Raw genomic sequence first — 26,658 nt, 5'->3', positions numbered from 1 at the left:
ATGAAAATAAATAATTCTATATAATCATTATAAATTAGATGGAAATGCTTTATATAAGCCATTTTAATTTATAAATATCCCGCCAAAAACCCAATCTATAAAATGTGCGGCTCCTGAAATCACCACGGAGCGTTACGCACTTTTATCATGCTAACCGGCTATAAGTTCGAATCCATCCGGGCACTGCGCAGTGAAAATGTGATTGCCTGGGAGGTATTGTCCACGGCAAAGCCCCACGTCAATCTCGAAGACTACTTTGACTCAATGCCCCTGATGCAGCGTAAAGCACACTTCTTTGCGCAGCTTCGTCATGCCATGTTTTGCGAGGAGAGCGACAAGTTTTATCTCAACGCGACGTCGGATTTACTGCTGGAAACGGACTTCCTCGACAGGCTCAAAGAAGAGACACCCTGCCCGGCGAGGCTTGCTATTGAGATAACGGATCTCCACGCGCTGGTGCAGCTCAACGGCACGCAAAGCCAGGCGTTGCGGATATGCATCACAACGCTCCACCAGTGGGGGATTGAAGTGTGGGCTGACGACGTCTGCGAAGACATTCTTCCCGATCTCCTGACCAGCCAGATCCGCTTCTGCGGCGTCAAAATTGACAAGCATACCTTCTGGAGCGGACGCACCGAGCAGGCGAAATTCCTGGATCTCACCCGCCAGTGCAAGCGCGTCGCCAGCAAGGTACTGATAGAAGGCATTGAAACTGCGGGTGATTTCGCGCTCGCCCGTGCCAGCGTGGCCGACTATGGCCAGGGTTATCTGTGGGGCAGAAAATGACGCCCTTCATTCCGAACGCTGGATATCAGGCTATCGTCCTGAGCGGCAATGCGTTTTTATGGCTTGGCCTCAGCTCGATGATTTCAGCCGCCGTTATCCCCTGCCCGGAGATGCACTGGATTGATGACGTTACTCCGCAAGGGCTTCTGCGCCTGCAGACGCTGCTGCGCGATACGCACGTCGGGCAGAACTGGCTGGTATTTACGGATGCCGCGCGGGTCTGCGACGTTAACGCCTGCCTGCGCAACGAGCGGGTCAGAGTGGTGGCGGATAACCTCTCTCTTGCGCAGCTGAGCCGCTGTTTTAGCGACACGACATTCGCCTTCGAAAACGCCGTCACGCTCTCGTATCAGGAGATGCGGGTATGCATGCTGCTGCACAAAGGATTCAGTCCGGTCCGCATCGCAAAAATCCTCAATAAGTCACCTAAAACGATCTACACCCACAAGCGTAACGCGATGAACAAATTTTGCTGTCACAGCCTGGCGGATTTCCATCGAAAACTCTGCCTGCTGGACGCTCGGTCATTTGCTTTGTAATTGCACTGTTACTCACGTCAGGAAATACGATCATGAAAATTATCACCGCTGCTGTATGTTGTTCCGCTCTCCTGCTTCCTGTTGCCGCAATCGCCGCAGACAGCACCGCAAGCGCGACGATGCACGTCTCACTTGAGGTCGTGAAGTCGTGCACGCTCAAAGCCAACGACCTCAACTTCTCGCGCCATGGCTCGGATGAATCGAGCGAAATCCAGGCCAGCACGCAGGTTGATATCGTCTGTACCAACGGTACCCCGTTCACCCTTTCCGCCACCAGCAGCGATAGCAGTGATAGCGGCACCTTCTGGCTGAAGCCGGAAAACGGCGAAACGGGCGCACAGAAGATTGCCTGGAAACTCTTTGCGGATGAAGGCAAACAGACGCAAATCACCAGCACCGATGGGCTCACCGACACCGGCAACGGCCAGGAGCAGAAAGAGACGCTCTATGGCGTGATTGACGCAGGTGCCCTGACGACCGCGCAGGCGGGTGCCTATAGCGACGACATCACCTTAAACCTGGTGTACTGATCGTGCGTCGCTATCTTCCTTGCTTCATTCTGTGGCTTATGCTGCTGGCGCTGCTGTCACGCTACGCGCTGGCCGCCACGCTGCAGGTGGCGCCCGTTACGCTCGATCTGCATGGCGGTCAAAGAGCAACGGCGGTCACCCTGACCAACAGTGGAAAAGCGGCCATTCACGCGCAGATACGGGTGTACGAATGGACCCAAAAAAACGGTCAGGACGTTTTAACCGCTACCGATGAGGTCGTCAGCAGCCCGGCGATGACCGCGCTTTCGCCGGGCCAGCAGCAGTTGGTCCGCATCATCGTCATGCAGCCGAACATCCGTGAACGGGAGCAAAGCTACCGGCTGGTCATTGACGAGCTGCCGGACACGCTTTCCCGTGCGGCCAATCCTAACGGCGTGCACTTCCTGCTGCGCTATTCGATTCCGGTGTTTATTGCCGGAGACCAGAATACCCCCATCGGCCACGATGCCCTGAGCTGTGAACAGGCAGACGGCGCGGCGGCAATCCGCTGCTATAACGGCGGAAAAAGCCATATTCGCCTGAGCCATCTTGAGGCCCTGACGGCCAGTGGGCAGGTTGCGGGATCGGTTAAAGGCCTGGCGGGCTATGTCCTGCCCGGACAGACCGCTCTTGTGAAACTTAAGCAAGCATCACGCCATACGCTCAGCGCGTTGCGCGTCTACCTCAACGATGACCATCATGCCAGCCAGATACCCCTGCGCCCGCTCGCTTCTCGCGCTCCTGCTTTGGCTACCGTTGATGCTGTCAGCCCGCACTGAAGGCCACGCCGACACCGTCCAATGGCTGGCCATCACCGTGAATCACGCCCCGCGAGGGGATCTGTGGGCCTGCCGGGTGGAGGACGATGCGCTGTGGATGAGCCGCAGCGACGTTAAAAAACTGGGCCTTCACGCCCCGGATGACCGCGGCGGATGGGTGGAACTCACGGCCCTGCCGGGGCTAAAGGTGGATATTGACCTGCTTGCCCAGCAGGTGTCGATTATGGCCGAGGCGAAGGCGCTCGGGGGACAGCAACACCTGACGCTCGATAAATCGTCCCCGCAGTACGTCTATCCCGAGGCCCGGCCCATCGGCGCGTTGACCCTCGGCTATACCCTCTACGCCAGCGATGCGCAGGGTAAACGCCAGCTGAACGCCCAGACCCAGCTGACCGCGTCCGGCGTGCTGCCCGGGACGCTCAGCAGCAGCTTTTCAAGCCATGCCGGGGAGGAAAACAGCGCCGCCCGGCCCACCCATACGCGCCTGGAAACCCGCTGGCAGTGGGACAACACCGATTCGCTGACCACCCTGGCGCTGGGAGACAGCATCACCACGGGCGCGCGCTGGAGCCGACAGGTTCGCTTTGGCGGCCTGCACTGGGCGCGAAATTTTGAACTCGATCCCCAGCTCAACACCGAACCGCGTAGCCGCTATAGCGATACGGCGGTTCTGCCTTCAACGGTTGATTTGTACATCGATGGACTTAAGCAGGGCAGCAAGCGCGTCACGCCGGGAGAATTCATGCTTGATACCCTGCCCTCCTTCACCGGAAGCGGGCAGGCGCAGGTGGTCATTACCGACATCAACGGCCAGCGGCGCACCGTTCAGCTCGACGTGTACGGGGCACCGGGAATGCTGGCCGAAGGGCTCAGCAGCGGCTCGCTGGATATCGGCTGGATGCGGCAAAACTACGCCCAGCGTTCCGACGACTATGCCGCGTCGCCGCTGCTCGACGCCGGCTGGCGCTATGGGGTCAATAACCACCTGACGCTGGCGCTGCATACGGAGCAGCAGCGCAAACTGCGCAACGTCGGGACCGGGGTTGACTGGCTGATATCCCCCGACGCCGGCATTGTCAGCCAGCACGTCGCGGTGAGCGACAGTCCCTACGGCCAGGGAACGCAGTGGGGCCTGGGCTGGCAATGGAACGGCGGCGGGACGGGTATATCTGCCAGCACCGTGCGTACCGATGCGGCGTTCGCCGACAATGCCCGCATGAGCGGTGCCGCGCCCGTCAGGCGTAGCGACAGCGTCTGGCTGAGCCATTCATTCTCCCACCTGGGCACGCCCGGCGTGGGCTGGGTAGAACAGGACATTCAGGGCAACAAACAACGCTATCTCAACGCCTCGTGGTCCGTTTTGTTACCGGCGCATCTCTCCGCCACGCTGAGCTATACCCGCTCGTTTACGGACGCGTCGAGCAACGTTCAGCTTTTGCTCTCGCTCCCGCTGGGGCGGCAGGATAGCCTCTCGCTCCAGGCAAATCAGGATTCGCCGCGTATGGACTATCGCCACCAGCCAGACGACCAGACCGGCGGCTGGTCATGGCAGCTGGGGCAAAGCGTTGGCGAACACCGGGAAAAGTATGCAGACGTAGGCTATCTGGGCCACGCCGGTGAGTGGCACGCTGGGCTGGAGCAGGGCGCTAACGCGCGCAATCAGTATGCCTCAGCCGAAGGTAGCCTGACGCTGCTGGATAACAGCCTGCACGCCCTGCGCTACAGCGAGCAGGGCCTGGCGCTGGTCTCAACGCGCGGTATCGGGCACGTGCCGGTGATGCTGGAAAACCGCCCGGCAGGCGAAACCGATGAGGAGGGATACCTTCTGCTGACCGACCTGCCGCGCTACCACAACAGCAAAGTCACCATCGATCCGCTGGATCTGCCTTCCGATGTGATTGCCTCCGTCACCGACATGTATGCCAGACCGGGTAACGGCAGCGCGGTAAAAGTCGATTTCAACATCCATCACGCCGTGACGGTTCAGGCCAGGCTGGTCGACAGCCGCGGCGCGCCGCTCCCGCTGGGCAGCATCGTCTCAACGCCTCGCGGCGCCACCATCGTGGGACGCGACGGGTTTATCTGGCTTGAGGACCCGCCCCTGCCGGGTGAACTGCTGGTGAAAACCGGTGAGGGGGAGTGCCGGGTCACGCTTCCGGCCCCGCGCACCGCATCATCTATACAGAATATCGGAGAACAACCGTGTCGCTAAGAGCGCCGTTATTATTGCTGCTCGTCCTGTCCGTGAAGGCGATGGCGGCAGCCTGCTGGATCACCTCCACGCCCGCCATTAACTTTGGCAACGTCGCGGCGGGCAATGCCGCCTCCGTCAACACCGAGGTAAAATTTAGCTGCCAGGCGGATAACCTCGGGACGACAGAGTACATCAGCGTCTGCCTGAGCAGCATCGACGCCCCGCCCTTTCAGATGATCTCCCCGGGAGACCCGGAGGGTAAGCAATACACCTTGCTTTTTCGTCTTCTTAACGGCGTCGCCCGCTCTCAGGAGCTGGGGCCTGCCGGCAGCTGGAACCTGATTCAGCAGACCCTGGCCGCGGAAAGCAACGCCAACGTCAGCGGTACCTTTCCGCTGATCGCCACCCTACCCGCAGGGCAAAGCCAGCTTCCGGCCTACCACTATTACAACTACAACATGAATCTGCGGATTGCATGGCACAGCGCCTCCCGTCAGGATGCCCTTCAGAACTGTTCAGACGGCTCCGCCGAAGGTGAACAGGTGCAGGGCGGCACCAGTGCGCAGGCCGAAATCAGCCAGGGATGCTTCATCGAGCGCGTCACCCCGCTTAATTTCGGCACCCTGACCAGCACGGCCACGCTGCGCCCGACGCGCTCGACGGCAACCCTTACCACGCGCTGCCCGGCCGATACCGCATTCACGCTCGCGATGGGAAATGGCAATCATGCCAGCGGCAACCAGCGGCAGCTATGCAACGAGGGAGGCCAGTGCCTGCGCTATGGCCTCTGGCAGGATGCGGGGGCCACGCAGCGCTGGGGCGACCAAAGCAGCGGCGACGCGATGCAGGTCACTCACCCCGCTGGCGGCACGCAAAATTACACCGTCTACGGCGACGTCCCGGCGCAGCCTCTGACCGGCACGGGGGAGTTCAGCGATGACGTGATCGTTACGCTGACTTATTAAACAGCGCAAAATCCTGCCTGGATCAATGTTATCGGTAACAATGGCGCTAAAATAGCCAACAGCTCTGCTTAATCAGGCGAAAGGCCTGTCCTTACATTCATTATCTCTGTCTGTATTACAACAACTTATGAAATACCTGCTTGCTGACGCCCTCGTCTACAACGACGAGGACGGTTCTCTTTCTCTTATCAATGCACCGGAGGAGGATGTGCAGCTCCTCACCTGCACGGCCAATACCCTCATGAAGCTGCTGGTGCAGCATCATGGGAACGTGGTCGAACGAGAAACGCTTCTGCATGAAGTCTGGGACAGCCGCGGGCTGCAGGGGTCGAACAATTCGCTAAACCAGTACATCAGCATTTTGCGCAAGCTGCTGGCAAGCCTGCTTCCCGACGCGCTGTTTATCGTCACCGTGCCTAAAACGGGCTTTATGCTCAGCGCAGAGGTCACGGTCACCGCGCTGGAGGAGCCATGCCCGGCGGCCAGGACGGCGACATCCGTAAGGCGCGTTCGACCGGACGTGCTGTTCTGCGTTGCGCTGACGCTGGCGGTCGTAGCGCTGTGCATCTGGATAACGGCAATCAGGCCGACAGGCCATCAGCGGGAGATCCACCTGCTAACCCATATTGGCACGTGTCCGGTCTACACCTTTACGCCGCTGGCGGACGTGTTCCATGAGCGGGCGATCGGGCTGGCCAAAGCGCTCCAGCAGGACGGTCATCTCCCGTGCCTGAAAAATTCCATCTTCTACATGCACATTCAGAGAACGCTTTTCTACGGCCACGAAGGGCGGCTGGTGCTCTCCCAATGTTCCCTCACGCAGGGTAAAGCCAGCGCCTGCCGGACGCTTTACTATTATGAGTGGTGATATGAGACACAAAAAAGTTTGGCTAATCCTCATCTTCAACCTGCTGATGCTGGGCGCCGCGCTGGCGTGGTACTTTCACACGCCCCCGCTGTCGGTGGCCTGCGACGGAAACCTGACCTTTTCCGACCGGCGCGACAGCCACGATTTCACCTTTGACGGCGAGATCATTATGCGGTTTCACCCCGACAAAACGGGGTACATCACGCTAAACGGCAGCGTGGTGAATGCGCCGCGCAGCTGGGAGGTTTCCCGCCAGGAGATGTTCAAATGGCGCCACGTAGAGGGCGAACTGTATGAGATTACCATTCAAAAAGTGGAGCGTTTTAGCCACGACGCCATGCCGCCCGGGGTCTTTGAAAAATACGTCGCGGGCCTGACGCTGGGCAATAAAAGGCTCCTGACGATAGAGCGCACGCCGGAAGACGCGCTGGTGATCAGCAATTTTTACTCACCGGTGCTGATCTGCTCGGAATAATGTCGACGGCTCAGGCTATACTTGCCGCCATGCACATTCATATCCGCCCCACCACCCCTCGCGACGTTACCGCCCTGCCCGCCATTGAACGCGCGGCGGGCGCGCGCTTTCGTGAAGACCCGACGCTCGCCTGGCTTGCCGATGGGGAGGTCATTTCCGCTGAGCAGCACCTTGCGTACGCCGATCGTGGGCTAAGCTGGCTTGCGCTGGCAGATAACCGCCCCGTCGGGTTTATCCTCGCCGAAGCGCATCCGTCTTCACTGTTTATTGTCGAACTCTCGGTTGATCTGGACCGGCAGGGAAATGGGATCGGCAGGCAGCTTATCGCCCGCGTGGCAGACCATGCTCGTAAAAAGGGGCTGACAGCGCTGACCTTGACGACGTTCCGGGACGTCCCGTGGAATGCGCCGTTCTATGCGCGGCTGGGATTTGAATACGTCACTGAACTCACGCCTGAACTGCGTCAGAAAAGAGAAGAAGAGACAGCGCACGGTTTCACGTATGAAGCGCGCTGCGCCATGCGTCTACCTCTGTAATACCGCCCGGTGGCGCTGCGCTTACCGGGCCTACAAAACCGCGAACCGTAGGCCGGGTAAGGCGCAGCCGCCACCCGGCACAACGCGCACAGGACTAGAACGTTTCCCAGTTATCGCCTGCGTCAGCGGTAACCGTTTTACGCGCCATCGCCGGCGCGGAAACCGCTTTAGCCGCAGCGAACTCGCGCGCTTTCATCTGCTCCTGCTGAATGCGGAACACCGCCACGGCCTGCGTCAGACGGCTCGCCTGCTCTTCCAGTGCGGCCGCCGCCGCGGCTGATTCCTCAACCAGCGAGGCGTTCTGCTGGGTCACGCGATCCATCTCGGCGACCGCCAGACCCACCTGGTCGATACCGCGGCTCTGCTCGTCAGACGCAGAGGCGATCTCACCCATAATGTCCGTTACGCGGGTTACCGCGTTCACGATCTCACCCATGGTTTCACCGGCGCTTTCTACCAGCGTTGAGCCCACTTCCACGCGGCCCACGGAGTCTTCGATCAGGCTCTTGATCTCGCGTGCCGCCTGGGCGCTGCGCTGGGCCAGGTTACGCACTTCACCTGCCACCACCGCAAAACCACGACCCTGCTCGCCCGCGCGCGCCGCTTCTACCGCCGCGTTCAGTGCAAGGATGTTGGTCTGGAAAGCAATCCCGTCGATCACGCTAATAATGTCGGCAATCTTCTGCGAACTGCCGGCGATATCGCGCATGGTCTGCACCACGTTATCCACCACTTTGCCGCCCTTCTGCGCGGTCTCGGACGCGCTCAGCGCAAGATGGCTCGCCTGACGGGCGTTCTCGGCGTTCTGCTTCACGGTCGCCGTCAGCTGCTCCATGCTGGCAGCGGTCTCTTCCAGGGAAGCGGCCTGCTGTTCAGTACGGGAGGAGAGATCGTTGTTGCCCATCGCGATTTCGCTCGCGCCGCTGTAGATCGCATTCGCGCCGTTACGCACGTCGCCAACGGTACGCACCAGCTCGCCCTGCATATGGCGCAGCGAGTCGGCCAGTTCACCCATCTCGTTAGTGCCCTGAACCTCAATGCGCTTCACCAGGTCGCCGCTGGCGATATGGCGAATATTGTCGATCAGTCGATTGAGCGGGGAGATCAGCGTCTGCTTGATGTTCAGCCAGACGGCCACAATCACCACCAGCACCGCAATCAGGACGCCGATCAGCACCCAGATAGCCTGGCTGTAGGAGCTGTTGCTGTCTTCGACCGCCGTCTGGTAGAGCTTGTCGTTCTGCTGCAGGTAGCTCACGTACTGCTTCTCAAAACCGTCCTGGTAACTCTGGGTCGGCTGGTCGAAGAAGGCGTTAATTTTGCCCGCGCCCAGAAGCTGGATCAGCTCCGCCAGCGCGCCGTGGTAAATATCATAGTTACGCTTAATCTCCATCGCGTCCGCATCGCTTTGACGCGGATCGCGCGGCAGGGCTTCATAGGCCGCCCAGTTCTTTTCCGCCTGCTTCAGAGACACAGACGCGATTTGCATCAAGTCGTTCACGGTCGCGCCGCTGCCGATATTGCTCTGATCCATCATGTAGCGGATACCCGCGCGGTTCAGGGTATTACGGGTTTGCAGCAACGCTACCCAGCTGCCGTTCAGCGTGGACTGCTGCTGGCGAATGGTTTGTAGGACGGTGAAATTCTCTTTGTCATTCTTCAGAGCATTAAAGAAAAGACCACCGGATGTGAGTTGTAAAAGGCCAAATATCGCTAAAACCAGCATTAAGCTGGTGACAATCTTGATACGGTTTAACATGTTTTCTCTTTCCTCAGACAGATACAGAATTTTCGGCCTGGAAAGGGAAAACTTTACGAAAATCATCCTGGAATTTGTGGTTTTTACTCTTCTTCCCGCGCTGCGTTATGCCGGTTTCCGAGTTCAATAAACTCTTCCAGCAGCGCCGTCAGCTGTTTCATCTTCTCCGGCGTGTATTCCGCCTCGATCTGCTGGTACGCCTCTTCCACCTGCGCCTGGGCGTGCTCATACAGCGCATTGCCCTCTTTGGTCAGCGACACGTACAGCTTGCGCTGGTCGTTCACCGGCTTTAAGCGCAGCACCAGGCCGTCGCGCTCCATGCGCGTCAGAATGCCGGTCAGGCTGGGGCGCAAAATACAGGTGCGAAACGCCAGATCGTGAAAATCCATCGACGGATGTTCCGCCAGCACGCGCACAATCCGCCACTGCTGCTCGGTCAGGTTATGTCGCTTCACAATGGGTCGGAAGTACGACATCGCCGCTTCCCGCGCCTGTAGCAGCGCGATGGTTAATGAATCATGCATAGCCTCTCCCCGCCCTTCATTAACAAGTAAACAATTCATAAAAGATGTTTTTATAAACAACACGTTTTCTGCCAAAAAGTCTAACAGAAACCCGCCAATTTTGTTAACACGCTGATTTTAATCAATATAAAAACCAGTATGTAAATTTATTGTTATTCATATCACAAATCCTTCACTTCTGATTGCGAAATAAACAGCAAAAGCATAAAACCAGATCATTAACATATTAATGAAATCCAAACCGGACATCCGGCCTGAGGAGTATGTGAATGAAAGGTACCGTTTTTGCCGTCGCCCTCAACCATCTAAGCCAGCGCGACGCCTGGGCTGAGGCGTTTGAAAAAGCCCCCTACAGCACGCCGCCGAAAACGGCGGTGTGGTTCATCAAACCGCATAACACCATGAGCCGCGCAGGCGATCCCATTCCCTTCCCGCAGGGGGAAACGGTGCTGAGCGGCGCGACGGTGGCGCTGGTGGTGGGCAAAACGGCCAGCAGGGTGCGCGTGGAGGACGCGGCGGCGTACATTGCCGGGTATGCGCTGGCCAACGAGGTGAGCCTGCCGGAAGAGAGCTTCTACCGCCCGGCGATCAAGGCCAAATGCCGGGACGGATTCTGCCCGCTGGGCGAGCTGGTCAACGTTGATAACGTGGACAACCTGACCCTCATCACCGAGATTAACGGCCGCGAGGCGGACCACTGGAACACGGCCGATCTGCAGCGTAACGCCGCCGAGCTGCTGAGCGCCCTGAGCGAGTTCGCGACCCTCAATCCCGGCGATGCGATATTGCTCGGCACCCCGCATAGCCGCGTTGAGATCCGCCCCGGAGACCGGGTACGCATTCTGGCAAAAGGGTTTCCGCCGCTGGAAAACCCGGTGGTGGACGAACGCGACGTCCCTGTCGCTCGCCGCACGCCGCCGCACGCCACGCTGTTTGCCCTCGGCCTGAACTACGCCGACCACGCCAGCGAGCTGGACTTCAGGCCGCCCACCGAGCCGCTGGTCTTTATCAAAGCGCCAAACACCTTTAACGGCGACAACCAGACCTCGGTGCGCCCGAACAACGTCGAGTACATGCACTACGAAGCGGAGCTGGTTGTGGTCATCGGCAAAACCGCGCGCAAGGTGAGCGAAGCCGAAGCGATGGACTATGTTGCGGGCTACACGGTCTGCAACGACTACGCCATCCGCGACTATCTCGAGAACTACTACCGCCCGAACCTGCGGGTGAAAAGCCGCGACGGGCTGACCCCCATTTCCCCAAACGTCGTGCCAAAAGAGGCTATTCCCGACCCGCACAACCTCGCCCTGCGCACCTTCGTCAACGGCGAGCTGCGACAGCTTGGTACCACGGCGGATCTGATCTTCAGCATTCCGTTCCTGATCGCGTATCTGAGCGATTTTATGACCCTGCAGCCGGGCGACATGATTGCCACCGGCACGCCGAAGGGGCTGTCCGACGTGGTGCCGGGGGATGAAGTGGTGGTGGAAGTGGAGGGCGTCGGACGCCTGGTGAACCGAATTGTGAGTGAGGAGACGGCAAAATGAAAAAGATTAACCACTGGATCAACGGTAAAAACGTCGCGGGCAGCGACTACTTCCACACCACCAACCCGGCCTCCGGCGAGGTGCTGGCTGAAGTGGCTTCCGGCGGAGAAGCGGAAATCCATCAGGCCGTCGCCGCCGCCAAAGAGGCGTTCCCGAAGTGGGCTAACCTGCCGATGAAGGAGCGCGCGCGCCTGATGCGCCGTCTGGGCGATCTGATCGACCAGAACGTTCCGGAGATCGCCGCCATGGAGACCGCCGACACCGGCCTGCCGATCCACCAGACCAAAAACGTGCTGATCCCGCGCGCCTCGCACAACTTCGAGTTCTTCGCCGAGGTGTGCCAGCAGATGAACGGCAAAACCTACCCGGTCGACGACAAGATGCTCAACTACACCCTGGTGCAGCCGGTGGGCGTCTGCGCGCTGGTGTCGCCGTGGAACGTGCCGTTTATGACCGCCACCTGGAAGGTCGCGCCGTGCCTGGCGCTCGGCAACACCGCGGTGCTGAAGATGTCTGAACTCTCGCCGCTGACCGCCGACCGCCTGGGCGAGCTGGCCCTCGAAGCGGGCATTCCGGCGGGCGTGCTGAACGTGGTGCAGGGCTACGGCGCGACGGCGGGCGACGCGCTGGTGCGCCATCACGACGTGCGCGCCGTGTCGTTTACCGGCGGCACCGCCACCGGGCGCAACATCATGAAAAACGCCGGGCTGAAGAAGTACTCCATGGAGCTGGGCGGCAAATCCCCGGTGCTGATTTTTGAGGATGCCGACCTCGAGCGCGCGCTGGACGCCGCCCTGTTCACCATCTTCTCCATCAACGGCGAGCGCTGCACCGCGGGCTCGCGCATCTTCATCCAGCAGAGCATCTACCCGGAATTCGTGAAGCGCTTTGCCGAGCGCGCCGGCCGCCTGCGCGTGGGCGACCCGACCGATCCGAACACCCACGTTGGCGCGCTCATCAGCCAGCAGCACTGGGAAAAAGTTTCCGGCTACATCCGCCTCGGCATCGAAGAGGGCGCGACCCTGCTGGCGGGCGGCCCGGACAAACCTGCCGATCTGCCTGCGCACCTTCGCGGCGGCAACTTCCTGCGCCCGACCGTGCTGGCGGACGTCGACAACCGCATGCGCGTGGCGCAGGAGGAGATCTTCGGGCCGGTGGCCTGCCTGCTGCCGTTTAAGGATGAAGCGGAAGGCCTGCGCCTGGCCAACGACGTGGAGTACGGCCTGGCGTCGTACATCTGGACCCAGGACGTCAGCAAGGTGCTGCGCCTGGCGCGCAATATCGAAGCGGGCATGGTGTTCGTTAACACCCAGAACGTGCGCGACCTGCGCCAGCCGTTTGGCGGCGTGAAGGCCTCCGGCACCGGCCGCGAGGGCGGGGAGTACAGCTTCGAGGTGTTCGCGGAGATGAAGAACGTCTGCATCTCCATGGGCGACCATCCGATTCCAAAATGGGGGATCTGACCATGGGTACATTAGCGTTAGCGGCAAAAATCACCCACGTTCCGTCGATGTACCTCTCCGAGCTGCCGGGGAAAAACCACGGCTGCCGCCAGTTGGCCATCGACGGGCATAAAGAAATCAGCAAGCGCTGCCGCGAGCTGGGCGTCGATACCATTATCGTCTTCGACACCCACTGGCTGGTAAACAGCGCCTACCACATCAACTGTGCGGACCATTTTTCGGGCGTCTACACCAGCAACGAGCTGCCGCACTTTATCCGCGACATGACCTACGACTACGACGGCAACCCGGAGCTGGGCCAGCTGATTGCCGACGAGGCGGTAAAGCTCGGCGTGCGCGCCAAGGCGCACAACATCCCGAGCCTGAAGCTGGAGTACGGCACGCTGGTGCCGATGCGCTACATGAACGCGGATAAACGCTTCAAGGTGGTCTCCATCTCGGCGTTCTGCACGGTCCACGACTTCGCCGACAGCCGCAGGCTGGGCGAGGCCATCGTCAGCGCCATCGAAAAATACGACGGCACCGTGGCGGTGCTCGCCAGCGGCTCGCTGTCGCACCGCTTTATCGACGACCAGCGCGCCGAGGAAGGGATGAACAGCTACACCCGCGAGTTCGACCGCCAGATGGACGAGCGGGTGGTGAAGCTGTGGCGCGAGGGCCAGTTCAAAGAGTTTTGCAGCATGCTGCCGGAATACGCCGACTACTGCTACGGCGAGGGCAACATGCACGACACGGTGATGCTGCTGGGCATGCTCGGCTGGGACCAATACGACGGCAAGGTGGAGTTTCTCACCGAGCTGTTCGCCAGCTCCGGCACCGGCCAGGTCAACGCCGTTTTCCCGCTGCCCGCGTAAGGAGCCATCATGCCGCACTTTATTGCTGAATGTACCGACAACATCCGCGAGCAGGCAGACCTGCCGGGGTTGTTCGCCAAAGTGAACGAGGCGCTGGCCGCGACCGGCATCTTCCCGATCGGCGGCATCCGCAGCCGCGCCCACTGGCTGGACACCTGGCAGATGGCCGACGGCAGGCACGATTACGCGTTCGTGCATATGACGCTGAAGATTGGTGCCGGGCGCAGCCTGGAGAGCCGGGAAGCCGTGGGGGAGATGCTGTTTGGGCTTATCAAAGCGCATTTTGCCGACCTCATGGCCGCCCGCTATCTGGCGCTGTCGTTCGAGCTCGACGAGCTGCACCCGACGCTCAATTACAAACAGAACAACGTGCACGCGTTGTTTACGTAATACCGCTCGATCTGTCCCCTCTCCCTCAGGGAGAGGGAGAAAAAAACATAAAACAGGATATCGCCATGCTCGATAAACACACCCATACCCTGATCGCCCACCGCCTGCATCAGGCGGAACAATCCCGGGAGCAGATCCGCGCGATCTCGCTGGACTACCCGACGATCACCATCGACGACGCCTACGCCGTCCAGCGCGAATGGGTCAGCCTGAAAATCGCCGAAGGCCGCGTGCTGAAGGGCCACAAGATCGGCCTGACCTCCAAAGCGATGCAGGCCAGCTCGCAGATTAGCGAGCCGGACTACGGCGCGCTGCTGGACGACATGTTCTTCCACGACGGCAGCGATATCCCCGTCGATCGCTTTATCGTCCCGCGCATCGAAGTAGAGCTGGCGTTCGTGCTGGCAAAACCGCTGCGCGGCCCGAACTGCACGATCTTCGACGTCTACAACGCCACGGACTACGTCATTCCCGCGCTGGAGCTGATCGACGCCCGCTGCCACAACGTTGATCCGGAGACCCAGCGCCCGCGCAAGGTGTTCGACACCATCTCCGATAACGCCGCCAACGCGGGGGTGATCCTCGGCGGCCGTCCGATTAAGCCCGACGAGCTGGACCTGCGCTGGATCTCCGCCCTGCTCTACCGCAACGGCGTGATCGAGGAGACCGGCGTGGCCGCAGGCGTGCTAAACCACCCGGCGAACGGCGTGGCGTGGCTGGCGAACAAGCTGGCGCCGTACGACGTGCAGCTTGAGCCGGGGCAGATCATACTCGGCGGCTCGTTTACCCGCCCGGTGCCCGCCAGCAGAGGTGACACTTTCCACGTCGACTACGGCACCATGGGCTCCATCAGCTGCCGCTTTGTTTAGGAGAGACGCATGCAAAACGCATTTAAAGCGGCGCTGAAGGCGGGCCGTCCGCAAATCGGATTATGGCTGGGGCTGACCAGCAGCTACAGCGCCGAGCTGCTGGCGGGGGCAGGCTTCGACTGGCTGCTGATCGACGGCGAGCACGCGCCTAACAGCGTGCAGACCGTCCTGACCCAGCTGCAGGCCATCGCCCCTTATCCGAGCCAGCCGGTGGTGCGCCCGTCGTGGAACGATCCGGTGCAGATCAAACAGCTGCTGGACGTCGGCGCGCAAACCCTGCTGGTGCCGATGGTGCAAAACGCCGACGAGGCGCGGCTGGCGGTACGTGCCACCCGCTACCCGCCTGCGGGCATTCGCGGGGTGGGCAGCGCGCTGGCTCGCGCGTCGCGCTGGAACCGCATACCAGACTATTTGCAGCAGGCCAACGACGCCATGTGCGTGCTGGTGCAGATTGAAACCCGCGAGGCGCTGAGAAATCTGCCGCAAATCCTCGACGTGGAAGGCGTCGACGGCGTGTTTATCGGCCCGGCCGATCTCAGCGCCGACATGGGCTTTGCCGGTAATCCGCAGCACCCGGAGGTCCAGGCCGCCATCGAGCAGGCCATCGCGCAGATCCTCAGCGCGGGCAAAGCCCCCGGCATCCTGATGGCCAACGAGGCGCTGGCAAAACGCTATCTCGAGCTCGGCGCGCGGTTTGTCGCCGTCGGCGTTGACACCACCCTGCTCGCCCGCGGCGCGGAAGCGCTGGCGGCACGCTTTATCGAAAACCCGGTTACGTCAGTTAATAACAATAAATCCGTCTACTAAACGTAAGATCTGGAGCGCACCATGACGACCTCTACCCTGCAAACCCATGATAATAAAGCTGTTGAACACCGCGCCATTAGCAAGCTGTTCCGACGTTTAATCGTCTTTCTCTTTATCCTGTTTGTCTTTTCGTTTCTCGACCGCATCAACATCGGCTTTGCCGGGCTGACGATGGGTAAAGATCTGGGCCTGACCTCCACCATGTTTGGCCTGGCCGCGACGCTGTTTTACGTCACCTACGTGCTGTGCGGGATCCCGAGCAACATCATGCTGGCGAAGATCGGCGCGCGGCGCTGGATCGCCGGGATCATGGTGGTGTGGGGCATCGCCTCCACCTGCACCCTATTCGCCACCAGCCCTGAAACCCTCTACGTGCTGCGCATGCTGGTGGGCATTGCGGAAGCGGGCTTCCTGCCGGGGATCCTGGTCTATCTCACCTGGTGGTTCCCGGCCTATCACCGCGCCCGCGCCAACGCGCTGTTTATGATCGCCATGCCGGTCACCATGATGCTCGGTTCGATCCTGTCCGGCTACATTCTGGCGATGGACGGGCTGTGGAACCTGAAGGGCTGGCAGTGGCTGTTCCTGCTGGAAGGGCTGCCGTCGGTGGTGCTCGGCGTGGTAACCTGGTTCTACCTTAACGACACGCCGGACCAGGCCACCTGGCTGGATGAGGACGAAAAGCAGGCGCTGAAAACGATGATCGCCCGCGAGCAGGAAGTCACTATTGCCCAATCCGTCACGCCGCGCTCGACGCTCCGTGAGGTGCTGACTCCGGCGGTGCTGCTCTACACCCTCGCCTACTTCTGCCTGACCAACACGCTGAGCGCCATCAACATCTGGACGCCGCAGATCCTGCAGAGCTTTAACACCGGGAGCAGCAATATCGTCATCGGCCTGCTGGCGGCGATCCCGCAGTTCTGCACTATCCTCGGGATGATCTGGTGGAGCCGCCGCTCCGACAGGCTGAAAGAGCGAAAAAAGCACACCATCCTGCCGTACCTGTTCGCCGCGGCGGGATGGATGCTGGCCTCCGCCACCGATCACAGCCTGATCCAGCTGCTTGGCATCGTCATGGCCTCAACCGGATCGTTTACCGCCATGGCGATATTCTGGACCACGCCGGATCGGGTCATTAGCCTGCATTCCCGGGCGGTGGCGCTGGCGGTGATCAACGCCATCGGCAACGTGGGATCCGCCGTCAGCCCGCTGCTGATCGGCATTCTGCGCGACGCGACCGGCAGCTTCAGCTCCGGGCTGTGGTTTGTGGCCGGGCTGCTGGTGGTCGGCGCGCTGGTGCTGACCCGCATTCCGATGACGCAGCGGGATCAACAGAGGAACGACCGTGTGCCAGAGCCCTATCGCCAACATTGATATCAGCAGGGAGTACGACGAAAGCCTGGGCACCGACGACGTGCACTACCAGTCGTTCGCGCGCATGGCGGCCTTTTTTGGCCGCGACATGCAGGCGCATCGTCACGACCAGTATTTTCAGATGCACTTTCTCGATACCGGGCAGATTGAGCTCCAGCTCGACGATCACCGCTACTCGGTGCAGGCTCCGCTGTTCGTGCTCACGCCGCCGTCGGTGCCGCACGCGTTTATCACCGAATCCGACAGCGACGGGCACGTGCTGACGGTGCGCGAGGATCTGATCTGGCCGCTGCTGGAGGTGCTCTACCCCGGCACCCGGGAAGCGTTTGGCCTGCCGGGGATCTGCCTCTCGCTGGCGGATAAGCCGGACGAGCTGGCGGCGCTGAAGCACTACTGGCAGCTGATTGCCCGTGAGTCCACGGAACAGCTGCCCGGGCGCGAGCATACTCTGGTCCTGCTGGCCCAGGCGGTGTTTACCCTGCTGCTGCGCAACGCGAAGCTCGACGACCACGCCTCAGGCGGCATGCGCGGCGAGCTGAAGCTGTTCCAGCGCTTTACCCAGCTGATCGACACCCACTACCACCAGCACTGGACGGTGCCGGAATACGCCAGCGAGCTGCACCTGACCGAATCCCGCCTGACCGATATCTGCCGCCGCTTCGCCAACCGCCCGCCGAAGCGGCTGATCTTCGACCGCCAGCTGCGGGAAGCCAGGCGGCTGCTGCTCTTTTCCGACAGCGCGGTCAGCGAGATTGCCTGGCAGCTGGGGTTTAAGGATCCGGCCTATTTTGCCCGCTTTTTTAACCGCCTGGTGGGGTGCTCGCCCAGCGCGTATCGGGCGCAGAAAGTACCGGTTTCCCCTGTTCCCCTCACCCCTGCCCTCTCCCAAAGGGAGAGGGAGTAATCGTCCCCTCTCCCTTTGGGAGAGGGTTAGGGTGAGGGAAATCACACTCTGCGATCTCTCGCGAAAAGTACCCGTCGTTGTCCCAATCGTCCCTTCACGTCCCGCCCCTCTCACGCTTCAATTAAACAACAAAAACAAAACATAAATTTAACATCACCATTCCGATACGAGGTCCCTATGAAGCCTGAAGAGTTCCGCGCCGATGCCAAACGCCCGTTAACCGGCGAAGAGTATTTAAAAAGCCTGCAGGACGGGCGTGAGATTTATATCTACGGCGAGCGCGTCAAAGACGTCACCACCCATCCGGCGTTTCGCAACGCGGCAGCGTCTATCGCGCAGATGTACGACGCGCTGCACAAGCCGGAGATGCAGGACACCCTGTGCTGGGGCACCGACACCGGCAGCGGCGGCTATACCCACAAGTTCTTCCGCGTGGCGAAAAGCGCCGACGACCTGCGCCAGCAGCGGGACGCCATCGCCGAGTGGTCGCGCCTGAGCTACGGCTGGATGGGCCGCACGCCGGACTACAAAGCCGCGTTCGGCTGCGCGCTGGGCGCCAACCCGGCGTTCTACGGCCAGTTCGAGCAGAACGCCCGGAACTGGTACACCCGCATTCAGGAAACCGGCCTGTACTTCAACCACGCCATCGTTAACCCGCCGATCGACCGCCACAAGCCAGCGGACGAGGTAAAAGACGTCTACATCAAGCTGGAGAAAGAGACCGACGCCGGGATTATCGTCAGCGGCGCGAAAGTGGTGGCAACCAACTCGGCGCTGACCCACTACAACATGATCGGCTTCGGCTCCGCGCAGGTGATGGGCGAAAACCCGGACTTCGCGCTGATGTTCGTCGCGCCGATGGATGCCGAGGGCGTCAAGCTCATCTCCCGCGCCTCCTACGAGATGGTGGCAGGCGCGACCGGCTCCCCGTACGACTATCCGCTCTCCAGCCGCTTCGACGAGAACGACGCGATCCTGGTGATGGACAACGTGCTGATCCCGTGGGAAAACGTGCTGATCTACCGCGATTTCGACCGCTGCCGCCGCTGGACGATGGAGGGCGGTTTCGCCCGCATGTATCCGCTGCAGGCCTGCGTGCGTCTGGCGGTGAAGCTCGACTTCATTACCGCCCTGCTGAAGAAATCCCTGGAGTGCACCGGTACCCTGGAGTTCCGCGGCGTACAGGCGGATCTCGGCGAAGTGGTGGCCTGGCGCAACATGTTCTGGGCGCTGAGCGACTCCATGTGCTCCGAAGCCACGCCGTGGGTCAACGGGGCGTATCTGCCGGATCACGCCGCGCTGCAAACCTACCGCGTGATGGCGCCGATGGCCTACGCGAAGATCAAGAACATCATCGAACGTAACGTCACATCCGGGCTGATCTACCTGCCTTCCAGCGCCCGGGACCTGAACAACCCGCAGATCGACCAGTATCTGGCGAAATACGTGCGCGGCTCCAACGGCATGGATCACGTCGAACGCATCAAGATTTTGAAGCTGATGTGGGACGCCATCGGCAGCGAGTTTGGCGGTCGCCACGAGCTGTATGAGATCAACTACTCCGGCAGCCAGGACGAAATTCGCCTGCAGTGCCTGCGCCAGGCGCAAAGCTCCGGCAACATGGACAAGATGATGGCGATGGTCGACCGCTGCATGTCCGAATACGACCAACACGGCTGGACGGTGCCGCACCTGCACAACAACAGCGATATCAACATGCTGGATAAGCTGCTGAAATAGCGCAGCGGGAGGTTGCAATGCAATTAGATGAACAACGCCTGCGTTTTCGCGACGCGATGAGCAGCCTGTCGGCTGCGGTCAATGTGGTCACTACCGAGGGGGAGGCGGGCCGCTGCGGCATCACCGCCACCGCCGTCTGCTCGGTCACGGACACCCCGCCGTCGGTGATGGTGTGCATCAACGCCAGCAGCGCCATGAACCCGGTCTTTCAGGGCAACGGCCGGCTGTGCGTGAACGTGCTGAACCACGAGCAGGAGATCGTGGCGCGCCACTTCGCCGGGATGACCGGTATGGCAATGGACGAGCGCTTTGCCCTCTCCTGCTGGCAGAAAGGCCCGCTGGCGCAGCCGGTGCTCAAGGGCGCGCTCGCCAGCCTTGAAGGCGAGATTAGCCAGGTGCAAACCATCGGCACGCATCTGGTTTATCTTGTTGAAGTTAAGAACATCATCCTGAGCGACGCGGGACACGGCCTGATCTACTTTAAGCGCCGCTTCCACCCCGTCATGCTGGAGGCGGAAGCCGCCGTCTGATCCCCACCCGCGCTGGCCTTTTATCCGGCCTGCCCGGCTTTCTGCAAAAAATCCTAAGGTTTCCGCTAAATCACGCCGTTATATAACCATAAGAGAAATTTTCTGTGACTGAATACTGACGCCACCCGTCAGCGCATCCGCATCATTCAGCGCATACCTAATATACAGGATGACCTTATGGCTAAAACGACGCGGAGCCGCTCGGCTGAACGTCTGGTCGATATTCTCCTTGAGCTACATTTAAACGGTGTGGTAAACCGCAGTGCGCTAATGGAGAAATTTAATATTACCGAGCGCACCGTTTACCGGGATTTAAATGCCCTCTCCCCCATTGTTGAACATACCGGTAACGGGCTATATCGGCTCATCCATTCGGCACAATCGCCCGGCGGACAAGGCCTGCATCACACCCTTGCTAACTTCCTGAATGCTGATAGCTTTTTCCCTGAAAGAAATACGGAATTCTGGCAAAAGCTTGAAGCGCGCGTTGACGAAAACCATATTCTTATTCTTGCGAATGAAGCCGAACACACGGTACAGCGTGATATTCGCCGTCATTTAACAAAGATTGAGAAATCGATTAAAAACCATAATGTTTGTCAGATTGTTTATAAGGGTAAAACCCGTCTGATTAATCCCTATAAACTCATTAACAAAAAAAATATATGGTATTTACAAGCCACCGAAAATAGCCGCCTGAAATCCTTCTCCCTGAGCCAGCTTAGCTGGTTTGATATTCAGAAAACGACCTTCACCCCGGAAGAAAATGTCCTTGAACTGCTGGAAAAAAGCCTCGATCCCTGGGTGTCTGAAGATACTTTCGCCGTGAAAATATTTATCAAGGATAATATTTCACATTACTTCCTGCGCCGCGATCTTCTGCCGGAACAGGAGCTGCTGGAGGAACAACAGGACGGCGTCACGCTGCGCTGCCGGGCGGCCCACGAGAACCAGATCCTGCCGCTGCTGTTCTACTGGCTGCCCCATATTCAGATTCTGGAACCGAGCTGGCTGAAGGAGAAACTCATCAGGACGCTGGAAGGCTATCTGGCCGTGGAGCGTAGCCCGGCTAATCAAGTGATCTCAATCACATAATTTCGCCCACCGGCGGCGAGCCGGAACCGCTCGTCGCCACCTTTGACCGTTCACCTGGCACTTTCAACCTCTCATTCATTTACCGTCCTTTACACGCGCGTGGATCTGGCACGATCGCTCCAGCATTAATCAATACCTCCTCACAACGAACCCTGACCCTTTTTTCTTTACATAAAAAACCAGGTCTTACTATGGATACTAAAAAACTACTGAAGCACGTGCCCTGGGCCTTACTCGGGATCCTCGGCGCTTTCTGTCTGGCGGTTGTCGCATTACGCCGGGGCGAACACGTAAGCGCCCTGTGGATCGTGGTCGCGTCCGTTTCCGTCTATCTTGTGGCTTATCGCTACTACAGCCTGTACATCGCGCAGAAGGTCATGAAGCTTGACCCGACGCGCGCCACCCCGGCGGTCATTAACAATGACGGCCTGAACTACGTGCCGACCAACCGCTACGTGCTGTTTGGCCACCACTTTGCCGCTATCGCCGGTGCGGGCCCGCTGGTTGGCCCGGTCCTGGCCGCGCAGATGGGCTACCTGCCGGGTACCCTGTGGCTGCTCGCCGGCGTGGTGCTGGCGGGTGCGGTGCAGGACTTTATGGTGCTGTTTATCTCTTCTCGCCGTAACGGCGCCTCTCTGGGTGAGATGGTCAAAGAGGAGATGGGCCGCGTGCCGGGGACCATCGCGCTGTTCGGCTGCTTCCTGATTATGATCATCATCCTCGCGGTGCTGGCCCTGATCGTGGTGAAAGCGCTGGCCGAAAGCCCGTGGGGTGTCTTCACCGTCTGCTCAACCGTGCCGATTGCGCTGTTCATGGGGATCTACATGCGATTCCTGCGCCCGGGACGCGTGGGTGAAGTGTCGGTGATTGGTATCGTGCTGCTGGTAGCTTCCATCTACTTCGGCGGCGTGATTGCGCACGACCCGTACTGGGGCCCGGCGCTGACCTTCAAGGACACCACCATCACCTTCGCGCTGATTGGCTATGCGTTTATCTCCGCGCTGCTGCCGGTCTGGCTGATTCTGGCCCCGCGCGACTACCTGGCGACCTTCCTTAAAATCGGCGTGATCGTCGGTCTGGCGATCGGCATCCTGGTGATCAACCCGGATCTGAAAATGCCTGCGGTAACGCAGTACATCGACGGTACCGGCCCGCTGTGGAAAGGCGCCCTGTTCCCGTTCCTGTTCATCACCATCGCCTGCGGTGCGGTCTCCGGCTTCCACGCCCTGATTGCGTCCGGCACCACGCCTAAGCTGCTGGCGAACGAGAAAGACGCGCGTCTCATCGGCTACGGCGCGATGCTGATGGAGTCCTTCGTGGCGATCATGGCGCTGGTTGCCGCGTCCATCATCGAACCGGGCCTGTACTTCGCGATGAACACCCCTCCGGCGGGCCTCGGCATTACCATGCCAAACCTGCACGAGATGGGCGGCGACAACGCGGCGATGATTATGGCCCAGCTGAAGGACGCGAGCGCGCACGCGGCGGCGACCGTTAGCTCCTGGGGCTTCGTGATTTCGCCTGAGCAGATCATGCAGACCGCGAAGGACATCGGTGAACCGTCCGTGCTGAACCGCGCCGGCGGTGCGCCTACGCTGGCCGTCGGTATCGCACACGTGTTCCACAAGGTGCTGCCGTGGGCGGACATGGGCTTCTGGTACCACTTCGGTATTCTGTTCGAAGCGCTGTTCATCCTGACCGCGCTGGACGCCGGTACCCGTGCGGGCCGCTTCATGCTGCAGGATCTTCTGGGTAACTTCGTGCCGTTCCTGAAGAAAACCGACTCGCTGGTGGCGGGCATTCTGGGTACCGCTGGCTGCGTCGGCCTGTGGGGTTACCTGCTGTATCAGGGCGTGGTCGACCCGCTGGGCGGCGTGAAGAGCCTGTGGCCGCTGTTCGGTATCTCTAACCAGATGCTGGCCGCCGTAGCCCTGGTGCTGGGTACCGTGGTCCTCGTGAAGATGAAGCGCACCAAATACATCTGGGTCACCGTGGTCCCTGCGCTGTGGCTGCTGCTCTGCACCACCTGGGCGCTTGGCCTGAAGCTGTTCAGCGCCAACCCGCAGCTGGAAGGCTTCTTCTTCATGGCGAATCAGTACAAAGAGAAGATTGCCGCAGGCGGCGCGGATCTCACCGCGCAGCAGATTGCCAACATGAACCATATCGTGGTGAACAACTACACCAACGCGGGTCTGAGCATTCTGTTCCTGGTGGTGGTGTACAGCATCATCTTCTACGGCATCAAGACCTGGCTGAAGGTGCGTAACGCCGACGGTCGTACGGATAAAGAAACCCCGTACGTGCCGGTGCCGGAAGGCGGCGTGAAAACTTCTTCACACCATTAATCCGCAATCCTCCCCCTCTCCCTTTGGGAGAGGGTTGGGGTGAGGGGAACACAAGCCCAGCGGACTCACATCGCCGGGCTTTTCCTGTCTGGAACCCACAATGTTTGGTAACTTAGGCGAAGCAAAAAAATACCTCGGTCAGGCGGCGAAAATGCTGATTGGCATTCCGGACTATGACAACTACGTTGAGCATATGAAGACCAACCATCCGAATAAGCCGTACATGACCTACACCGAATTCTTCCGCGAGCGTCAGGAAGCGCGCTACGGCGGAAGTGGAGAAGGCGGCGTCCGCTGCTGCTAAAGGAGAGACCATGACCCCGATTGCCGTTACCCTGCTGACCGGTTTTCTCGGCGCCGGAAAAACCACCCTGCTGCGCCACATCCTGAATGAACAGCACGGCTTCAAAATCGCCGTCATCGAAAACGAATTTGGCGAAGTCTCCGTAGACGACCAGCTGATTGGCGATCGCGCCACGCAGATCAAAACCCTGACCAACGGCTGCATCTGCTGCACCCGTTCTAACGAGCTGGAAGACGCCCTGCTGGACCTGCTCGACAGCCGCGAACGCGGTGAAATCGACTTCGACCGCCTGGTGATCGAGTGCACCGGCATGGCCGACCCCGGCCCGATTATCCAGACCTTTTTCTCGCACGAGATCCTCTGCCAGCGCTACCTGCTGGACGGCGTCATCGCCCTGGTCGACGCGGTTCACGCCGACGAGCAGATGAACCAGTTCACCATCGCCCAGTCTCAGGTGGGCTACGCCGACCGCATCCTGCTGACCAAAACCGACGTTGCGGGCGACAGCGAGAAACTGCGCGAGCGGCTGACGCGCATCAACTCCCGCGCCCCGGTTTACACGGTGACGCACGGCGATATTGACCTGTCTCAGTTGTTCAATACCAACGGCTTTATGCTGGAAGAGAACGTCACCGCGAAACCGCGCTTCCACTTTATGGCAGACAAGCAAAACGACGTGACGTCGATTGTGGTGGAGCTGGACTACCCGGTGGATATCAGCGAGGTTTCACGCGTGATGGAGAACCTGCTGCTGTCGTTTGCCGACAGGCTGCTGCGCTACAAGGGGATGCTGTGGATCGACGGCGAACCGAACCGCCTGCTGTTCCAGGGCGTGCAGCGCCTGTACAGCGCCGACTGGGACAGACCGTGGGGCGATGAAGCGCCGCACAGCGTGATGGTGTTTATTGGCATCCAGCTGCCGGAAGAAGAGATTCGCGCGGCGTTTGCGGATCTGAAAAAATAACCGCCCTGCTTCCCCTCTCCCCCGTGGGGAGAGGGTTAGGGTTAGGGGTGCCTAAACTTATTTCAACGCCTCCGGCAGCGTCACAATCCACAGTTCGCTGTCGGATTCCGGCTTCTTCAGCGGCTTCACGCCGAGCGTGGTTGCAACCGGCTTATCATCCAGCGTCAGCGTGCCCTCCGCGTTCACCCGATAATCCTTGAGCTTCTTGCCCTCGACCGGGTGTTGCATCGCCACCTTCACGCCAAAGTCGTTATCGTTCGCTACCGCAAGCCGTTTGCTGTCGATCAGCGCCAGCCCTTCGGCCTTCTCCTGCTGCCAGCCCAGCGCGCGCAAATCCACGACCTGCGTTTTTGCCGCAAGCGTTATGCCGCGCTGCGCCAGGGTTTTCTCATCATCAAACTCCGGGTACTCGCCCGGCTTGTCGAAGGCGCTCAGGTCGCTCGCCTTGCTGAGATCCACCTTGTAGATGAGATTGCGCATCCCGTCATTTTTATCGCTGCCCTGCTCAATCAGCAGGATGTGCTGATCATCAAGCGCGACAATGTCGCCGATTTTGGCGTCGCTGTTTTTGTCGTAGGCCGCGCTGTCGATCGGGTAACCGTACATCGCGGTCTTGCCGGTCGCCGGGTCGAAGCTCACCAGACGCGTAAACAGCGCCTGCTTTTTGCTTTTACCGTCGATGTCCAGCGTGCTCTGCACGGCGGCGATAATGCGTCCGTCCGGCATACGGGTCAGGCCCTCAAAGCCCCGGTTCGGCTGGCGCCATTTGATAATATTTGGCAGACCGCCCGCGATGGATTTCTCGCCTTCCGCCGCCTGCGGGCCGTGGATCGCCAGGATCTTCCCTTTGCTGTCGACGTTAATCAGGAACGGGCCATACTCGTCGCACAGCCAGTAGCCGCCCTTGCCGTCCGGCGTGATGCCTTCCGTATCCAGCCCGCGGTTGTCACCCTTGAGGATCTTGAGGGTATCGCTGAACGCCACTTCGTTGGTGGAGCCAATCACGCCGCTTTGCAGCGGCAGGCCGTTAATCTCGCCTTTATCGTCATGCAGCGGGCGGGCATCCACAGCCTCCGCTTTGCCGTTCTGCACGCGGATGGTCATCAGCAGCGGCGCGAAATCCGGCGTGACGAATATTTTGGCTTCGTTTTTACCCATTTTTGGCGCATCGGCGTTAGGGCCGCGATCGGTCACGGTCGCAAAGGTCAGAGCATCGCCCTGCTTGCCCGTAAAGAGCAGGCCAGAACCAATGCCCACGGGAAGACCGTCAGGAAACGCATCGGCAAACGCGCCGCTGTACTTCACGTGTGAGCCTTCAGGGAAGCTGACGAGATAGCGCTCAGCGGTGGGCTGCGCCGCCAGGCCAGAGAAAGAGAGCGCACAGCCGATAAGCACAGGAATAATTTTTCTTTTCATATTGTTAGCGTCCAGTGAGTGAAGCCAACAACGTAAAGAATAAACGTGTCAGAAAAATGACATGGAGGGGACAGCGGATCGGCGCAACGAGACGTATATTC

At 60.0% G+C, this 26,658-nt stretch carries 26 protein-coding genes; 23 read left to right on the top strand and 3 right to left on the bottom strand.

From position 1 onward, the window contains the following. The first annotated feature begins 147 nt into the window (after positions 1–147). From L6R44_RS09570 to L6R44_RS09530, 9 genes are all read left to right on the top strand, one after another. Entirely contained in the window at positions 148–786 is a 639-nt protein-coding gene (locus tag L6R44_RS09570; protein WP_237424002.1) for an EAL domain-containing protein, read from the top strand. Then, positions 783–1,325: a helix-turn-helix transcriptional regulator gene (locus L6R44_RS09565; RefSeq protein WP_237424001.1), complete on the top strand. Its 543-nt coding sequence runs from the start codon at positions 783–785 to the stop codon at positions 1,323–1,325. The genes L6R44_RS09570 and L6R44_RS09565 overlap by 4 nt, the downstream gene beginning before the upstream one ends. 32 nt (positions 1,326–1,357) lie before the next feature. Continuing rightward, positions 1,358–1,855, top strand: coding sequence for a Csu type fimbrial protein (locus L6R44_RS09560; RefSeq protein WP_032643960.1), 498 nt, complete (start codon positions 1,358–1,360; stop codon positions 1,853–1,855). Positions 1,856–1,857: 2 nt separating this feature from the next. Then, entirely contained in the window at positions 1,858–2,634 is a 777-nt protein-coding gene (locus L6R44_RS09555) for a fimbrial biogenesis chaperone (protein ID WP_237424000.1), read from the top strand. Next, positions 2,555–4,846: a fimbria/pilus outer membrane usher protein gene (locus L6R44_RS09550; protein ID WP_237423999.1), complete on the top strand. Its 2,292-nt coding sequence runs from the start codon at positions 2,555–2,557 to the stop codon at positions 4,844–4,846. The genes L6R44_RS09555 and L6R44_RS09550 overlap by 80 nt, the downstream gene beginning before the upstream one ends. Next, entirely contained in the window at positions 4,837–5,793 is a 957-nt protein-coding gene (locus tag L6R44_RS09545) for a Csu type fimbrial protein (protein WP_237423998.1), read from the top strand. Before L6R44_RS09550 ends, L6R44_RS09545 begins: the two co-directional genes overlap by 10 nt. A gap of 127 nt (positions 5,794–5,920) precedes the next feature. Next, a complete protein-coding gene (locus L6R44_RS09540) occupies positions 5,921–6,661 on the top strand; it encodes a winged helix-turn-helix domain-containing protein (protein ID WP_237423997.1) in 741 nt (246 codons plus the stop codon). Position 6,662: 1 nt separating this feature from the next. Further along, on the top strand, positions 6,663–7,136 hold the full coding sequence (locus tag L6R44_RS09535) for a hypothetical protein (RefSeq protein WP_237423996.1): 474 nt from the start codon (positions 6,663–6,665) through the stop codon (positions 7,134–7,136). A gap of 29 nt (positions 7,137–7,165) precedes the next feature. Further along, positions 7,166–7,672, top strand: a complete 507-nt coding sequence (locus tag L6R44_RS09530; protein WP_237423995.1) for a GNAT family N-acetyltransferase — start codon at positions 7,166–7,168, stop codon at positions 7,670–7,672. Positions 7,673–7,766: 94 nt separating this feature from the next. Here L6R44_RS09530 and tsr read toward each other — a convergent pair whose 3' ends face one another. Both tsr and hpaR read right to left on the bottom strand, forming a co-directional pair. Next, positions 7,767–9,431: a methyl-accepting chemotaxis protein gene (gene tsr, locus L6R44_RS09525; RefSeq protein ID WP_237423994.1), complete on the bottom strand. Its 1,665-nt coding sequence runs from the start codon at positions 9,429–9,431 to the stop codon at positions 7,767–7,769. Positions 9,432–9,514: 83 nt separating this feature from the next. Then, entirely contained in the window at positions 9,515–9,955 is a 441-nt protein-coding gene (gene hpaR / locus L6R44_RS09520; RefSeq protein ID WP_023334396.1) for a homoprotocatechuate degradation operon regulator HpaR, read from the bottom strand. Between the two features lie 269 nt (positions 9,956–10,224). Here hpaR and hpaG point away from each other — a divergent pair, with 269 nt between their 5' ends. From hpaG to yjiA, 14 genes are all read left to right on the top strand, one after another. Then, on the top strand, positions 10,225–11,502 hold the full coding sequence (gene hpaG, locus L6R44_RS09515; protein ID WP_237423993.1) for a 4-hydroxyphenylacetate degradation bifunctional isomerase/decarboxylase: 1,278 nt from the start codon (positions 10,225–10,227) through the stop codon (positions 11,500–11,502). After that, positions 11,499–12,965, top strand: coding sequence for a 5-carboxymethyl-2-hydroxymuconate semialdehyde dehydrogenase (gene hpaE, locus L6R44_RS09510; protein ID WP_237423992.1), 1,467 nt, complete (start codon positions 11,499–11,501; stop codon positions 12,963–12,965). Before hpaG ends, hpaE begins: the two co-directional genes overlap by 4 nt. 2 nt (positions 12,966–12,967) lie before the next feature. After that, positions 12,968–13,819 carry a 3,4-dihydroxyphenylacetate 2,3-dioxygenase gene (hpaD, locus tag L6R44_RS09505; RefSeq protein ID WP_237423991.1) on the top strand — a complete coding sequence of 284 codons (852 nt, stop codon included), beginning with the start codon at positions 12,968–12,970 and terminating at the stop codon, positions 13,817–13,819. A gap of 9 nt (positions 13,820–13,828) precedes the next feature. Continuing rightward, on the top strand, positions 13,829–14,209 hold the full coding sequence (locus L6R44_RS09500) for a 5-carboxymethyl-2-hydroxymuconate Delta-isomerase (RefSeq protein WP_237423990.1): 381 nt from the start codon (positions 13,829–13,831) through the stop codon (positions 14,207–14,209). A 65-nt stretch (positions 14,210–14,274) separates the two neighbouring features. Then, positions 14,275–15,078 (top strand): 2-oxo-hept-4-ene-1,7-dioate hydratase, encoded by an 804-nt coding sequence (hpaH, locus tag L6R44_RS09495; RefSeq protein WP_237423989.1) that lies wholly within the window; start codon positions 14,275–14,277, stop codon positions 15,076–15,078. Between the two features lie 9 nt (positions 15,079–15,087). Then, positions 15,088–15,885, top strand: coding sequence for a 4-hydroxy-2-oxoheptanedioate aldolase (gene hpaI, locus L6R44_RS09490; RefSeq protein ID WP_237423988.1), 798 nt, complete (start codon positions 15,088–15,090; stop codon positions 15,883–15,885). A 21-nt stretch (positions 15,886–15,906) separates the two neighbouring features. Then, positions 15,907–17,259: a 4-hydroxyphenylacetate permease gene (gene hpaX, locus L6R44_RS09485; RefSeq protein WP_237423987.1), complete on the top strand. Its 1,353-nt coding sequence runs from the start codon at positions 15,907–15,909 to the stop codon at positions 17,257–17,259. Then, a complete protein-coding gene (gene hpaA, locus L6R44_RS09480; RefSeq protein ID WP_237423986.1) occupies positions 17,231–18,163 on the top strand; it encodes a 4-hydroxyphenylacetate catabolism regulatory protein HpaA in 933 nt (310 codons plus the stop codon). Before hpaX ends, hpaA begins: the two co-directional genes overlap by 29 nt. A gap of 177 nt (positions 18,164–18,340) precedes the next feature. Then, positions 18,341–19,903 (top strand): 4-hydroxyphenylacetate 3-monooxygenase, oxygenase component, encoded by a 1,563-nt coding sequence (gene hpaB / locus L6R44_RS09475; RefSeq protein ID WP_032643946.1) that lies wholly within the window; start codon positions 18,341–18,343, stop codon positions 19,901–19,903. 17 nt (positions 19,904–19,920) lie between these two features. Beyond that, a complete protein-coding gene (locus L6R44_RS09470) occupies positions 19,921–20,433 on the top strand; it encodes a 4-hydroxyphenylacetate 3-monooxygenase reductase subunit (protein WP_032643945.1) in 513 nt (170 codons plus the stop codon). Positions 20,434–20,610: 177 nt separating this feature from the next. Further along, the gene (locus L6R44_RS09465; protein WP_237423985.1) at positions 20,611–21,528 is read left to right on the top strand and encodes a helix-turn-helix transcriptional regulator; all 918 of its coding nucleotides are present in this window, start codon (positions 20,611–20,613) and stop codon (positions 21,526–21,528) included. Positions 21,529–21,719: 191 nt separating this feature from the next. Beyond that, the gene (locus tag L6R44_RS09460) at positions 21,720–23,873 is read left to right on the top strand and encodes a carbon starvation CstA family protein (RefSeq protein WP_032643943.1); all 2,154 of its coding nucleotides are present in this window, start codon (positions 21,720–21,722) and stop codon (positions 23,871–23,873) included. Between the two features lie 100 nt (positions 23,874–23,973). Next, positions 23,974–24,177, top strand: a complete 204-nt coding sequence (locus L6R44_RS09455) for a YbdD/YjiX family protein (protein WP_237423984.1) — start codon at positions 23,974–23,976, stop codon at positions 24,175–24,177. 10 nt (positions 24,178–24,187) lie between these two features. Continuing rightward, positions 24,188–25,141 (top strand): GTPase, encoded by a 954-nt coding sequence (gene yjiA, locus L6R44_RS09450; RefSeq protein WP_237423983.1) that lies wholly within the window; start codon positions 24,188–24,190, stop codon positions 25,139–25,141. A gap of 57 nt (positions 25,142–25,198) precedes the next feature. On the opposite strand, the gene L6R44_RS09445 is transcribed toward yjiA, so the two are convergent. Beyond that, positions 25,199–26,557 (bottom strand): esterase-like activity of phytase family protein, encoded by a 1,359-nt coding sequence (locus tag L6R44_RS09445; protein WP_237423982.1) that lies wholly within the window; start codon positions 26,555–26,557, stop codon positions 25,199–25,201. Positions 26,558–26,658 lie beyond the last annotated feature (101 nt).

Origin of the sequence: Enterobacter cloacae complex sp. ECC445, from assembly GCF_021892025.1 — a bacterium.
GTDB lineage: Bacteria > Pseudomonadota > Gammaproteobacteria > Enterobacterales > Enterobacteriaceae > Enterobacter > Enterobacter chengduensis.
This window is presented reverse-complemented; position numbering and strand designations above follow the sequence as displayed.